This window comes from Bacillus carboniphilus (assembly GCF_039522365.1).
GTDB lineage: Bacteria > Bacillota > Bacilli > Bacillales > JC228 > Bacillus_BF > Bacillus_BF carboniphilus.
On sequence record NZ_BAAADJ010000004.1, the window covers coordinates 164677 to 178852 of the forward strand.

A 14176-nucleotide genomic window follows, 5' to 3' on the forward strand; every position below is an offset into this window, starting at 1 on the left:
ATTCCTTATTCGTTCCGTTATTTCATTGTACTTTCAAAAGGTTGATTAAATTACAGAAATATTCTGAATACTATAGATTGCAAAAAAAGAACGCCTACTAGATAGGCATCCGACAAATTTCGAAGTATGACAGGAATCTGTCGAATACTTGTCGAAGAATGTGTTGTACATATTTTACCAGTGTAGTAATATATTAACGTATCGAAGTATAAAAATAGTAAAATAGATCCTGATTTTAAATTATTTTAGAATAGAAATCTTCAGAAAATCAGGAAATAAGAATTACGTAGGGGGAGCATTATGCAATGTCCAAATTGTCAGCATGAAAATGAAGGAGGAAAGTTTTGTGTGAAATGTGGAACACCGCTACAGCAAGCAGCTGATCAAGCGAATCCAACTACTAGTCAAGAGGTAGAAACACCAAACGTTCCACCTACCACGCCTTCACCGGAAAGTGTACGCGTACAATCACAGTCTAGTGAGAACGCGAACCAATACATAGAAGGGGCAAAGAAGATTTCGAAATCATACTTTAATCATTTTCTTGATGTAATGAAGAAGCCCCATGCTGTTTCAACTCAAGTGGGAGCTGACCAATTTATAAATGGAATCATTACAATTGTACTTTACTCACTCATTATTCCATTTATCATTTATTTTGCTTTAAAAGGGGTTATAGCCGATCTTAATAACTTCGGAGCTGGTTTGTTCGGTCAATCCATGGGTATGGAAATTCCATTTGGAGACACGGTCGTTAAACCTTTCTTTGCTTACTTGGTGTTTACTCTACTTGTTGCCGTTTTCACATTCGTAGCACTTAAACTTGCTAAAATTGAAGCTGACATTAAGGAAGTAATCGCACGTTTTGCTAGCTTCCTCATTCCGTTTGTAGGGATTCTGGCTGTAGCACTCATTCTATCTTTAATAAAAGTAGAATTATTCCTTGTTGTTTTATTACTTGGTTTTGTAGGCGCAATCTTCTTAGTCCCTGCGCTAGTCGTAACTAGCTATAAAAAGCAAAACTCACAAGGTCTAGATATCACATGGGGTATTATCGCAGCCTATGTTTTAACGTTCATTGCTATTCGCATCATGGGAGAAATGCTTTTTGACTCCTTAGTTAGTGCCTTTACCAGTATGTTTGGTGGGTTGTTATAAAAAAATCTTTACACTTACACACCATCCCTATTAGTGGATGGTGTTTTTCCCATGTAAAAACACTCTGCCTAACCAACGTTTGACAGAGTGTTTCTTTGTTTTATTGAACCGTTCTATATAATCCCTTGAAACCTCAACACAATCTCCGCAATAATCGCTGATCCAATAAAGGTACCGAGCAACACACACATCCCAACGACGATCGTTTTCCAGCCTAGCTTTCTAAAGTCAGACCATGAACGACCGATGGCAATGCCGGCGTACGCTAATATAGGGGTTGCAATGGCCAATAAATTCACTTGCGCCGTCCACTCTACAATTTTTTCTTGCCCCGGCATACCCGGAATCGTGAGCACAAACCCTAAGATTCCAATATAGGCGATACTCGGAATGTTGAATGGCAACAATTTATGAATAATCAACCCTGTTAAACAAATGAGTGCTAATACCGCAATTCCAGGAATCGCATCAACTGGCATTACATCGTATCCGACCCAGTTCCCAATGAGGATCACTGCACCAATAATGACTAATACAAATACCCATTCTTGTATGCTTTTCAACAATTACTTCACCCCCACATTCGTATCTGGACCGATTTTTTTATTTTTCCGCCTTGTCATGATTGCGTAAAGCTTTTCTGTTAATGGTAAGGCGATGAAAATACTGACGTACAATCCAGTTACAGAGGTAGCCAAGTTACTCGCTCCTGAGAAGGCAATTAAGTCTGCCTCCATTTCCGGGAACGCGGCCACAAGAGGTCCGAGAGCTGCGGCGGCCATACTGCCGCTTCCAATTCCTGAGGCCATCGCAAACGACAGTGGATGTAGCCCTGTAACAGTTGCTAGGAAGCCTGAAACTAATCCGATAAAAATTGCGCCGAAAACTGTACCGAAAATATAAACAGCCATAACTCCTCGGCCTTCAGGGGAAGAAAATCCGTACTTATCTGTAATGAGTGCGACATTCGGTTCGCGTCCGATGGAGTGAGTCATCCCAATACTTTCTCGTTTTAATCCTAGTAAAACCGCAACCGGGAGGGCTAAAAAGATGGTTCCGAGGTTGCCAATTTCCTGTAGTAATAACGCGGGTCCTGCTTCAATGAGCTTTGGTAAAGCTGGTCCAGCCTGCACTCCAAATTTTGCGACTAACAACGTGACGGACAAAAACACAAGTGATTCTGCGTTTTTAGATTGCTTTTCTTTTACGAGTGGCGTGAAATATAGCCCTATTCCTATAATTACTGCGTAAAGCATTGGGAGTAAAAGAATAACCCCTGGGCCTAGCGGTATAGAATGAGTCCCGATGGTTTCGGTTAGTAACACAATCCCCAATACTAGTGCATGAACTCGCCAGTCTTTCCATAAATGTTGTGCTTGCGCTGCCATACTTTTCAGCTCCTCTCGTTTCCTTGTTATTTTATAAAAAAGGGAGCACGTCGCCCCCCTATTTCCTAAACCTCCGCTGATACTTCAACCTTTGTACCAGTTTTCATATATTGTAGCGTTGCTGCACCTAGTACTTTTGCAGCAATCAATAATGCTCGCTCGTCCAAGTCAAACTTTGGATGGTGATGCGGATAAGCTTCCTCCCATTCAGGGTTCCGAGCCCCTGTGAAGAAGAAAGTCCCTTTTACTTTTTGTAGATAGTAGGAGAAGTCCTCACCACCCATAATTGGTTCCGTTTCGTTTACAGCCTCAACACCTGGCACGGATTTGGCAAGTCCTGCAACGAATTCGGTTTCCTCCTTATGATTCACCGTTGTCGGATAGCCGCGAGTGTACGTATATTCATAGCTCGCATCTGAAACAAGGCATGTTCCCTTTACAACTCTTTCAATCTCTTGCTCTATAAAAGTACGAATATCCTCTTTAAACGTTCGAACCGTTCCTGTCAGGGTTGCTGTATCAGCAATAACGTTATACGGATTTTTCGCTTCAAAATTACAGACAGATACAACTGCTGATTCAAGAGGATCCACTCTTCGACTCACAATTTGCTGAAGGTTTCCGATAAGCTGTCCGCCAATCACAATACTATCCTTCGTCTCATGAGGTGCAGCACCATGCCCACCTTTTCCTTGAATCGTAATATCAAAACGGTCTGGAGCTGCTTGTAATGGCCCCACTCGGTAACCAATCTCTCCTAAAGTCTTCTGCGCTTGTAGGTGTGTGCCAAAAATGACATCGACACCTTCTAAGCAACCGTCCTCAATCATGGCGATTGCTCCACCCGGTGGTAGCTCTTCCGCATGCTGATGAAGGAAAACCACGGTCCCTTCGATCTCAGATTTCATGCTATTTAAAACTTTAGCAAGGCCCAGCAAGGTAGCCGTGTGACCATCGTGCCCACAGGCATGCATCACTCCTTCGTTCACAGACTTGAAAGGCACATCAGTCTGTTCCTGGATCGGCAATGCATCAAAGTCCGCTCTAAGTGCTACAGTCGGCCCTGGCTTGTCCCCTTTTAAATAGGCTAAAACACCATTTCCACCGACGCCCGTTCGTACCTGATGTCCCAACTCTTCATGATAAGTGGCAATGTAATTCGCGGTGTTGGTCTCCTCAAAAGACAACTCCGGGTGCTGATGCAAATGACGGCGAATCGCAACAATCTCTTCATACACTTCATCTAACTTATTAAACAATTGCTCCATTTCTTCCACTCCTCTTCAAATGTCGATTGGACCCGTCGAAACGGGTGGGGACATCAGACTCTATGAAAATATGTATAAAAAACAATCTACTAAGAACCCAATGCAAATATATTTAAACTCCATCCTACCACCATAGCTTTTCCTAATCAATATAATATTCTGAATAATGACAAGAAAATTTTACTATATTAACGATTTAGTGTGGTATAGAAACAGGAAATATCGGGTGATGAAAGGGGGCTGCCGATTATTAGCACATCAAGGGGTTAGTTAGAAAACATTGAGCTGAGTTCTGATAAACGGGGGCTGAGTTCTGATAAACCAGCGCTAAGTTCTGATAAACCAACGCTAAGTTCTGATAAACAGCCACTAAGTTCTGATAAACCAACGCTAAGTTCTGATAAACCAACGCTAAGTTCTGATAAACCAGCGCTAAGTTCTGATAAACCAGCGCTAAGTTCTGATAAACCAACCCTGAGTTCTGATAAACCGGCACTAAGTTCTGAAAACCAGTGCCTGAGTTCTGATAAACGGAAAATTTCAGCAAAAAAAGAAGAAGCGCAGAACGCACTTCTTCTTGGTCTATTCACTGATTCAAGCCCCAACTCTATTTTTCCCATTCTCTTTGGCAAAGTAAAGCGCCTCATCTGCTCGCTTCAGCATATCCTTAGGTAAATCACCATGATAGTATTCCGCAACACCAAAACTAGAAGTGACACGACCGGTTTCGCTAAACGAATAGAGTCGGATCGCGGATCGAATCCTTTCCGCTAATTCAATCCCTTCATCAATCGAATGTTTCTCAGCAATAATCAGAAATTCCTCGCCACCCCATCGTCCAAAGAACGCTGATTTTGGTAGATTCATTTGAACAACACTAGCAAGTTCCTTTAGTACCTCATCACCAACATGGTGGCCAAACTGGTCATTTACACACTTAAAGTTATCCACATCAAATAGAATAATAGATAACGATTTTTGATCATGCTTAGCATTATGCCAGGCCTCGTGTAGATGAATATCCATCTTTCGTCTATTCGGTAGATTTGTTAAATAATCGGTATTAGCATTGTGCTTCTCCACATCAGCCTGCATGAAAGCCTCTAAGATCGATTGAACATAGTAGAGAATCACAATAAACCCGAGAGTAGCCATATAAAATTGCACCAAAACATCTAACGTGTAGGTATCCCGATAAGGAGAGTGCAAGACATGTTGGACTCCCGGTATAACACTTAAGCTATAAATGACAATTGAAAAAGCTAAAGCTGCCTTCCCTTTAAATGTGAAAAAGAAAATAAGATATAATAGCGGTACCCAAAAAGTCACAGTTCCAATACTGTAGTTACCATCACGCCCCAGGCTTATATTAACATCGTTAAACATTCGGCTTAAAAAAATGACAGAACCAATCAAACAAACAGCGATTTCCACATAATAAAAGGGGATTTTTTTCCAAAAAAGAAGAACATAACAAAAAGCCAACCCCACGCATAAAACAAAAAATGTAACCGTATTCAAAGGACCCAACTTGATATCCCCTGTATATAAGGTCAACACAACTAAAGTAAATGCCAATATAAGGACTGGTAATAAAACTTTATAGATTCGTCTCTTTAACTGTATAAAAGTAGTATTTTTATAAAAATAGGAATTTGGTCTCAATACCCACTCCACCATTCTCACTTTGGGACTAACCTAATAATCAAAACTATTCTATCATTATAGGTACTTAATTACTAGAAACACACCTTACACTATATTCGCTATTAGTCCAAATTACCCTGCTAATTTTTAACAAAAAAATAGAGAGCCGGTTAAGCTCCCTATTTTAGTTCTATTTTCTTCTATCTTTATTCGAAAAACGTACATCAAAAAACTAACGGACTTCTGCCGCCATTTCATGGACGTGATGAACGGTTACGTATGCTTTCTGGTCTATGTCTTTTATAATGTTTTTCACTTGTATGAACTCATGTTTGTTAATGACAATATAGAGTACTTCTTTTTGGTCACCGGAATATCCACCGCGGCCTTCTAGTACGGTGATGCCTTTTGAGAGTTTACTAGTGATTTCTTTTAAAACTAAATCTGGTGAGCTGGAAACGATTAAAACAGCGATTCTCTCATCTAGCCCTTCCGTAATAAAATCAATCACCTTCGCCCCAATATACACAACAATTAACGTGTACATTGCTTTATTCAAGCCTATGACAAATACGGATCCCAAAATAACAATAATATCCATCGCAAGAATTCCTTTTCCAACACTCAAACCCCAAAGTTGATGAGCAATCCTAGCTAGTATCGTAGTACCACCAGAAGTACCACCTGCTCGAAAGATGAGCCCAATTCCTCCACCTACTAATAGACCAGCAAAAATAGCAGCTAGTAACGTATCTTCCGTAATTAGCTTGCCTGTTCTTTCCGTTATATAAAGAAACAAAGAACTGGATCCGATTGTAAATAGGGTATAAATAATGGTTCTTCTATTAAAAAACTTAAATCCGAGAGCAAGTAAGGCAATATTGAGTAAAAAATTCATTAAACCTGGTGACCAGCCAAATACATAATGCAGGATGACTGTAAGACCAATGACACCACCTTCTGAGAGAAGATTAGGAATAATAAAGTAGTTAATTCCCACTGCAAAAATCAAGGAACCTATAAGGATAAGCCCTAAATCCTGAATCCATTTTTTCATGATTGTTTCCTTTCTTGTTGTCCAAACGATTTAAACTATATTATCTCATTGTAAAGAGTTCCAAGCATCTCTGCAATAAAATGAAGTACCTTCCAATGCTCATCAAATTTGTATTTCCTACAAAAAAGAACTACCTACATCGGTAGTTCAATTCTGGACAGGTACTCCTCAACGTTACGATCCAAACCCAAGAGTTGATTGCCTTTTTACCAGGCGCACGTCCAAAGGTGTTTCCTGGTGATCAGACTCTCCATTTTCTGTTGCTTCGATTTTGTTAATAAGTTTGTTCGTTGCTGCCACACCGATATCATAAATCGGTTGTTCGACAGTACTGATTTCAGGCTCAACCATTTCTGTTAGTTTGATTCCATCAAAGCCGATGATAGCTACATCTTTGGGCACCTGATACCCCATTAGTTTTAAAGCTTTTAAACAACCAATGGCCATTAAGTCATTGGCTAAAAAGATACCGTCAACATCCTTATTCTCGTTCATCAGGATGGATGTTAGGGCCTTCCCACTCTCAAGCGTAAAGTCTCCTTCGTATACGATTGGCTCCAAGTCGGCCCCTAGACTTTTCACCGTCTCCACATAGCCTCGCTTCCGCTCAAGGGCAGGAGGGAAGGAATCCGGCCCACTGATATGAGCAATCTTTTTACAACCGACCTCGATCAAATGTTCAACCGCAAGTCGTGCCCCTTTAAAATTATCCAACCCAATGGAATCACTTGTATTATAATCAGCCGCTCGGTCAATTCGGACAAAAGGAATTTGCAATTTTTCAATTCCCTTCAGCACTACTGCATCGAACTGGAATGACGCCAAAATAAATCCGTCCACATACCGATTTTGAAGCTGTGTCCAGAAGTGATTGGACTGTAGTTCCCCTACTTGGGTATTGACTAGGATAATGCTGTATCCCTTCGCTTTAGCAACCTCTTCGATGGCTACGACAAGCTCTGGAAAAAAGGGATTCGTGATGTCTGGGATAATTAAAGCGATGGTCCGCGTCTTCTTTTTAGCCAGTCCGCGTGCAATCTCATTCGGCTGATAATCCAAGCGCTCCATTACTTCTTTTACTTTCTGCTCTGCCTTTGCACTTATATACCCGTTACTGTTCAAATATCGAGATACGGTCGCAACAGAAACTCCTGCTTCCCGAGCGACATCTCGAATCGTCACCTGCTTATTTTTCACGAATTCTCTCCTTTGGCCCGTGTTTTCTAGATGCTTTTATTATATAAAAAGGTCTGTTAAAAAACTTTGGTTTTTTACTGAAAAGGGTAATTTCTGTGCCGTTTATTCCAGTTTATTACATAATCGGCACAGAAACTGAAGTTTTTGTGCCATTTTTTACATATACTTACAGATTCGGAACAATAATAAATTTTTCTGTTCCCTTTTTCCCATTTCCTTACATATTCGGAACAGAAACGAACTTTTCCGGTCTCTTTTTTTCAATAAATTACAAATTTAAGATAAAATCCACTTTTTACTCAAACCCGGCTATCAATGACTCTATTAAAAAAGCCCAAGGAGCCCAAATCCTTCCTGGCCCCCTAAGCCTCCCTTAATTCATCTCTTTCAGATAAAAACGCTGGAATTCTGTTTCACCTTTTTCAAGCAATCCGAAGCCAACCATTCCGTATTCGTTCTCAATGCCATCATAGGCAAGCACTGGCACACCATTGATCTCAATCTGAACCGAAGTCCCTTGCAGAGCCACCTGAAAGTCATATTTCTCCCCAGACTTCCACTCAAAAGGAACACTCTTCAAACGTTTGAAACCAAAATCATTCTTCACCAAAGAAACCTGACCGTCACCATCAAAGCCTACAAAATAGTAACGCTCCGTTCCTTTCGCTCTAAAAATAACCCCATGACTTTGACCGCTAACCGGCTTCAATCCAGCTTCCAAAACTAGATCGCGTCCGTAGTAGTTACCTGTGAAAGAAGAAGTATCTTCACCATCCGAAACACCCTTCATAACCCCATCCTCAAGAGTCCACTCACCGCGGTGATGAGCAAACGGAGTCACACACTTAAACTCAACAGCTTGTTTCCCAAAATCAATCGAGTATTCGGCGTTTCCATAAATTCGGAACTCTCCAATATAAAACTTTCCAAACGAACGGTTATTTAACGGAGATGGACTTTCAACAATAAAGCCTACCTCATCGATCATGGCCCCATCCGTTTCTGGAATCACAAAATCAACCTCGAGCCACTCATCCTGACGCAGCACCACACGATCCAGCTTCAATTCCTCTTTTGTAAAACTATTTCGGACATAAGGAGTCAAATAAACATCCGCTCCCCCCTGCCACTTATCTAAGAAAATCTTAGCCGAAACCTTCTGACCACTGTAAGCTGTCGGAGCGAAGGTTGGCTTATATTTTTCATCATTAAATTCTTCGCGACGGTAAAATGGTTTGTAGAACACTTTACTAGAATCGCCTTCCACCATTCGGTCAAATAGAACCGATAGTGATCCTCGGCGACCTTCCACGCCATCCACACCTACGTCACTAGCACGCAACAACGTTTTAAAGCTATTACTCGTCTTAAACCCATGAGTCGCCCCAGGTACGGTAAAGTCAAAGTAAACTTCACCAAGACGAACCCCTTCCACTAACCAATCAGGTGCTTTCTCACCGTTCGATTCATATCCTAAGACCGCTAGCTCCTTACAGAAAGTCGGGATATCTAGCACATTCAGGTAACCAGAAACACTTGATGTTACAATCGCATCATTGATTGGCGCACGATAATGCACTGGAATACCGTCAATGCCAGCCATGACACCTAAAATCGTCCCAACATTCCCTGCATTACAGTCTGTGTCCCAGCTACACATCGTCGCAATTTCCACAGTTCGTGCAAAATTACCTTTCCCATATAACAACGCCAATGCACAAACACCAGCATTCGGGATAATGTGACAGACTCCGGTGTACTTGTCATAGCCCCATTCGTCCTCTAAGAACTGGCGGCACTTGCGGAAATCTTCTTCCTCCGGATGCTCCTGGTAAAAATCAATGACCGCTTGCACCACATCATGATACGTCGAATCTGATGGGATGACCGAAAGACCAGCTTCTACCACTTCATCCACGCTAATCGCTGAAAAAGCCTTCGAAATACAAGCAGCCATAAACCGCGCTCCATACAAACCATTTTTATCATGGGATACACTGGCTGCAATCTCCGCATAATCCGCTGCTTTCTCCATATTATTCGGGAACAACAATCCCCATGTATCGATAAAAATTTGTCCGCCAATCTGCTCGGCCATTATGAGACCATTTGTTTCAGCCGAACCGGATTTCGGTGCAGGAATTCCTTTTTTCAGATTCAGATAAGCCGTATGCTCCGTACTGATTTGGTCACCGCCCCACCAGAACATGCCAATGCCTTCACGTGAATAGTTCAACCACGCTCTTCCCACATCCTCTGGCGTTAGCTCGCGACCTTTCGCATCGTCAATCAATGCCCGGATAAAATAGACCGGTCCATTCGCATCATCATCTGCAGCGAATGTATGATAATCCTTCACATAACCCCGAATATCCCCGTGAATCTCTTTTATTTTTTCATAGGACCACTCACCTGGCTCAAGTGGTGCACCTAATCGAATTCCGACATTCATCCCTAAAAATCCAGCGTATACTTTTTCCAAGTAGTTTTCAGGTAACAATCTACTCAACTCCTACTCCCCAGTATTTCTCTCGAAGTACATTCTTCTTTTCTCATTCAGTTGTAGGTCTTCCTTGATGATCAATCTAGCAGTCTCTGAAAACTGATCCGCTACTTGGACTAGATTCATCTTGTTCGTTTCTTCTAAAAGCTCAACGTCTTCACGACGAATGACACTGTCACCGTACATCGCACCTAAGATCACGCCTGCCATCACACCGATTGAATCCGTGTCACGGCCTGAATTGATTCCATCTAAAATCGATCCGTAATAATCTCCATCATTCAACACCATGAAAGCCAATGCCATTGGTAACTCTTCAATTGAGAACAAACGACTTGGAGTGTAGTGATTAGAAGGCACTCCTACCTTTTCAAACTTTCGATGAACATCGTCTTTCATAGGAGAATACTTTTCTATCACTTTTTGGAAGGTAGCAATGACCGTATCCATTTCTGCTTTTTCAGCTCGCAAAGTACGCGCTGCTTCTGTTAAATCACGAATGGCTTCCTTCGTTCCATCTTTTGCATATAAAAGCGCCGTTTCCACAATGTCATCAACCGTTACATCTTCTTCAAACGCCTTCGCCACACAAGCTGCCAATACACCTGCAGCCTCCAGCCCGTAGCTATTTTGATGCCCCATTGCAAATAAAATTGCTTCATCGTAAGCAGCCTTCGGATTACCAGCATTCACTACTCCAATTGGAGCAATATACATCGCTGCTCCACAGTTGACCATGTTTCCGATTCCCGCTTCTCTTGGCTCACAATTGGCTAATACATGACGCATAAAGATATATTTTTCTGGATAGAAAAGGCGATCAATGATCATGGCTTCTCTACCAAACTCAGGGATGTATGTTTTTCTGAAAGCAATCTCCTTCACAAATTCGTTCCCCATATCATACGCGTCCAAGTGTCTTTTCTCAGTTTGATAGACATTGATGAGGGCGACGGTCATGAGCGTGTCGTCCGTGACCGTCCCGTTCCCTCTTTGTCTACCTAAGTTTAAATCAGCTGGGTAGTCCTGTTTGTACCACTTCGTACGGAGAGACTCGACCCGCTTATACATTTTTTTAATTTCTTCGTAGCTCAGTTTTTCCACCGGTGCTCCCATAGCATCGCCAAGAGCCGTGGATAAAACAACACCTCTTACTCGTTCTTTAAATGAAACCATAAGAAGAACTCCTTTTTTAAGTTTGTTTATACAATTAGGTACTTACATATCTGCAGTACTGTTGTTTATTGGTTAATCCTTTACTCCGCCTTCAAGTGCTCCTTTTGCGTAATACCTCAAGATTATAGGGTACAGGAGCAATAAAGGTACGATTGAGATAATAATGGTCCCTGCTTGTAATGACGCGAAGTCAAGGCTAGCTACCTGATCATAGGATAGTAAGTTTTGTGCGCCTACTAAGGATGCATTATCTCTTTCAACGACAAATTGTCGTAAAACGACCTGTAACGGCCATTTCCCTGTGTCCGTTAAATAGATGGTCGCGCGGAAGTACTCATTCCAGTGATACACCCCATAAAATAGACCCATTGTAGCTAGTGCTGGCTTTGATAAAGGCAGCATGATTCTTGTAAAAATACGGAAGTGTCCAGCACCATCGATTCGTGCGGCTTCCAAAATACTTTCAGGAACATCTTCAAAGAATCTCATCATGATGAACAAGTAAAAGATGTTGATGGTCTTATAAAGGATTAAGGATGCATACGTATCCAGTAAGCCTAAATCTTTAACAAGAAGATACTCTGGAATCAAACCTGGTTCAAATACCATAATGACGATCAGGAATATCATAACGATTTTTCGGCCAGGGAACTGGGTTCGCGCTAATACATACGCTGTCATCGATGTAAGTAACAAGTTTAGTGCCGTACCTACAACCGTGATGAATAGCGTATTAAATATACTTTTAACCACTAGAGGGTTTGATAATAGGATTTTATAGTTAATCAAAGAAAATCCTTCAGGAATAATACCTAGCCCACTTAATTCATGAACCTTCAGTGGATCTGAAAAGGACATGGCTAGTAAATGAAGAAGCGGAACTAGTACTGTTAGCGAAATTAAAAACAAAATGCTGTATATAATGATGGTCGATAAACTTAAGCTCTTTAATTTTTTCATCGTCGTTCCACTCCTTTCTACCAGACACCTTTTCCGGTAAATCTTTTTGAAATAAAGTGTGTACTTAAGATTAAGATAACCCCAATGACACCTTTGAAAAGACTAGCTGCTGTTGCGTAAGCATATTGTCCATTTAAGATACCAATACGATACACATACGTGTCTAAAATATCGATGACACTAATTACAGATGAATTCATCATGTTGAAGACTTGATCGAATCCTGCATTCATGAAAAACCCTAAGTTAAGGATAAATACCGTCATAATCGTACCGGTTAATGAAGGTAGTGTAATATATCTCATTTGTTGTAGCTTAGATGCTCCATCGATTTTAGCAGCCTCATAAAGGGACGGACTAATCTTCATAATAGCAGCCAAATAAATGATGGAATCCCATCCAGCGCTACGCCACATTTCTTGGAATACGAGCACCCATCGGATGTGGTCCTTACTTGTCATGAAATCTAAGGATGGCATTTGGAAGAAGTTCCTTAGTACGTTTACTCCCCCATCAACAGGATTTAGTAACGCAATCCAAATCCCTGCAATGACAACCCAAGATAGAAAGTGAGGCAAATACACAATGGACTGTACATATTTTCTAAACTTCCCAACTCGTACCTCATTGATTAAGAGCGAGAGGATAATAGGGATCGGGAAGAAGAATACAATTTTCATCACACTAATAATAACTGTATTTTGTAATACATCTATGAACGCAGGAGAACTAAATAGGATCTTGAAATGCTTCCATCCAACCCAAACGTTATCCCCTATGATTCGGTAGTCCTGAAAGGCCAGCTTCATTCCAATCAACGGAACCACATGGAAAATCGAGAAATAAACGATGGCCGGTAAAAGCATGGCATAAAGGACCCAGTTCGATTTAATTTGCTTGAGTATGCCCTGACTTTTCTTCATCTCGATACTCCTTTTTATTTACAAATTGAGTCACATCTTCTCGGTAGGGCATTCCCGTTTGGGCACCCTTTTTTGTGACAGAAAGTCCAGCGGCTATGTTTCCAAATTGAATACTTTCTTGAAGGCTCATTCCTTCTGCAATGGCAACGGCAAATGCTCCGGAAAAAGTATCCCCAGCTCCCGTTGTATCCACTGGGGTTACCTTCATGGAAGGAACTAAAGTGATGTCAGTTCCATCGAAGAAACGAACTCCTTCTTCCCCACATGTAATAATCAATTTGTTGGGATACTGCTTCAGCAGCTCTTCCATCGGTTGATTGGTGTTGAAAACGATTTGGTACTCATGCTCATTTGGTGTTAAGTACGTTATTTTTTCAATCAGCTCAGGTTTTAACAGCTGAGCAGGGGCTGGATTGACAATGATTGTTTTCCCTTGCTCGTATAAAAGCGGAACCAGGTACTCGAGCATACTGAGCGGCGTTTCTAGCTGAAACACAATGACATCATGTTTGTATAACTCTTGCGCAATGTTTTTTACGTAGTTAACGTCCGTATCATTATTGGCACCCGGCACTACAATAATTCGGTTTTCACTCTGACAAAGCTCAATAAAAGCAGCTCCTGTAGGTGATTCTTTTACATATTGAAGGTTTGCTAGATTGATATTTTCTTTTTCAAGCTTCTTCGCAATAATTTCGCTATTCTCATCATCCCCAAGAGAACCAAATAAGGAAACCTTTCCTCCTAGGCGAGCAGCTGAAACCGCTTGGTTTGCTCCTTTACCTCCCATGGAGAGGAAAAAATTCTCCCCCAGCACGGTTTCTCCTACCTTAGGGAGCACGCTTGACTCTATAAAATAATCCATATTGATACTGCCAACGACGGCTATTCTCTGCATG

The 14176-nt window shown here is 41.3% G+C and carries 13 protein-coding genes; 1 reads left to right on the forward strand and 12 read right to left on the reverse strand.

The window, feature by feature from the left end:
• Window positions 1–300: 300 nt before the first annotated feature.
• Window positions 301–1158: a zinc ribbon domain-containing protein gene (locus tag ABDZ91_RS02040; RefSeq protein WP_343795873.1), complete on the forward strand. Its 858-nt coding sequence runs from the start codon at window positions 301–303 to the stop codon at window positions 1156–1158.
• A gap of 113 nt (window positions 1159–1271) precedes the next feature.
• Here ABDZ91_RS02040 and ABDZ91_RS02045 read toward each other — a convergent pair whose 3' ends face one another.
• From ABDZ91_RS02045 to rbsK, 12 genes are all read right to left on the reverse strand, one after another.
• The gene (locus tag ABDZ91_RS02045; RefSeq protein WP_343795875.1) at window positions 1272–1724 is read right to left on the reverse strand and encodes a hypothetical protein; all 453 of its coding nucleotides are present in this window, start codon (window positions 1722–1724) and stop codon (window positions 1272–1274) included.
• A complete protein-coding gene (locus ABDZ91_RS02050) occupies window positions 1725–2546 on the reverse strand; it encodes a DUF3100 domain-containing protein (RefSeq protein WP_343795876.1) in 822 nt (273 codons plus the stop codon).
• Window positions 2547–2611: 65 nt separating this feature from the next.
• Window positions 2612–3814, reverse strand: coding sequence for a M20 family metallopeptidase (locus tag ABDZ91_RS02055; RefSeq protein ID WP_343795878.1), 1203 nt, complete (start codon window positions 3812–3814; stop codon window positions 2612–2614).
• Window positions 3815–4080: 266 nt separating this feature from the next.
• Window positions 4081–4446, reverse strand: coding sequence for a BAR domain-containing protein (locus ABDZ91_RS02060; protein ID WP_343795880.1), 366 nt, complete (start codon window positions 4444–4446; stop codon window positions 4081–4083).
• Entirely contained in the window at window positions 4409–5479 is a 1071-nt protein-coding gene (locus ABDZ91_RS02065; protein WP_343795881.1) for a GGDEF domain-containing protein, read from the reverse strand. The genes ABDZ91_RS02060 and ABDZ91_RS02065 overlap by 38 nt, the downstream gene beginning before the upstream one ends.
• A gap of 214 nt (window positions 5480–5693) precedes the next feature.
• Complete coding sequence (locus tag ABDZ91_RS02070; RefSeq protein ID WP_343796174.1) at window positions 5694–6521, reverse strand: YitT family protein; 828 nt, start codon at window positions 6519–6521, stop codon at window positions 5694–5696.
• 171 nt (window positions 6522–6692) lie between these two features.
• Window positions 6693–7715 (reverse strand): LacI family DNA-binding transcriptional regulator, encoded by a 1023-nt coding sequence (locus tag ABDZ91_RS02075; protein ID WP_343795883.1) that lies wholly within the window; start codon window positions 7713–7715, stop codon window positions 6693–6695.
• A gap of 373 nt (window positions 7716–8088) precedes the next feature.
• Window positions 8089–10215 (reverse strand): ADP-ribosylglycohydrolase family protein, encoded by a 2127-nt coding sequence (locus tag ABDZ91_RS02080; RefSeq protein ID WP_425541778.1) that lies wholly within the window; start codon window positions 10213–10215, stop codon window positions 8089–8091.
• A 12-nt stretch (window positions 10216–10227) separates the two neighbouring features.
• Window positions 10228–11394: an ADP-ribosylglycohydrolase family protein gene (locus tag ABDZ91_RS02085; RefSeq protein ID WP_343795887.1), complete on the reverse strand. Its 1167-nt coding sequence runs from the start codon at window positions 11392–11394 to the stop codon at window positions 10228–10230.
• 72 nt (window positions 11395–11466) lie between these two features.
• A complete protein-coding gene (locus ABDZ91_RS02090; protein ID WP_343795889.1) occupies window positions 11467–12354 on the reverse strand; it encodes a carbohydrate ABC transporter permease in 888 nt (295 codons plus the stop codon).
• A 17-nt stretch (window positions 12355–12371) separates the two neighbouring features.
• Complete coding sequence (locus ABDZ91_RS02095; protein WP_343795891.1) at window positions 12372–13277, reverse strand: ABC transporter permease; 906 nt, start codon at window positions 13275–13277, stop codon at window positions 12372–12374.
• A complete protein-coding gene (rbsK, locus tag ABDZ91_RS02100; protein ID WP_343795892.1) occupies window positions 13243–14175 on the reverse strand; it encodes a ribokinase in 933 nt (310 codons plus the stop codon). Before rbsK ends, ABDZ91_RS02095 begins: the two co-directional genes overlap by 35 nt.
• Window position 14176 lies beyond the last annotated feature (1 nt).

Bases quoted from the DNA above. Each gene is read 5' to 3' on its own strand.
- ABDZ91_RS02040 (WP_343795873.1), top strand. From the start codon at position 301: ATGCAATGTCCAAATTGTCAGCATGAAAATGAAGGAGGAAAGTTTTGT.
- ABDZ91_RS02050 (WP_343795876.1), bottom strand. From the start codon at position 2,546: ATGGCAGCGCAAGCACAACATTTATGGAAAGACTGGCGAGTTCATGCA.
- ABDZ91_RS02055 (WP_343795878.1), bottom strand. From the start codon at position 3,814: ATGGAGCAATTGTTTAATAAGTTAGATGAAGTGTATGAAGAGATTGTT.
- ABDZ91_RS02085 (WP_343795887.1), bottom strand. From the start codon at position 11,394: ATGGTTTCATTTAAAGAACGAGTAAGAGGTGTTGTTTTATCCACGGCT.
- ABDZ91_RS02090 (WP_343795889.1), bottom strand. From the start codon at position 12,354: ATGAAAAAATTAAAGAGCTTAAGTTTATCGACCATCATTATATACAGC.
- ABDZ91_RS02095 (WP_343795891.1), bottom strand. From the start codon at position 13,277: ATGAAGAAAAGTCAGGGCATACTCAAGCAAATTAAATCGAACTGGGTC.
- rbsK (WP_343795892.1), bottom strand. From the start codon at position 14,175: ATGCAGAGAATAGCCGTCGTTGGCAGTATCAATATGGATTATTTTATA.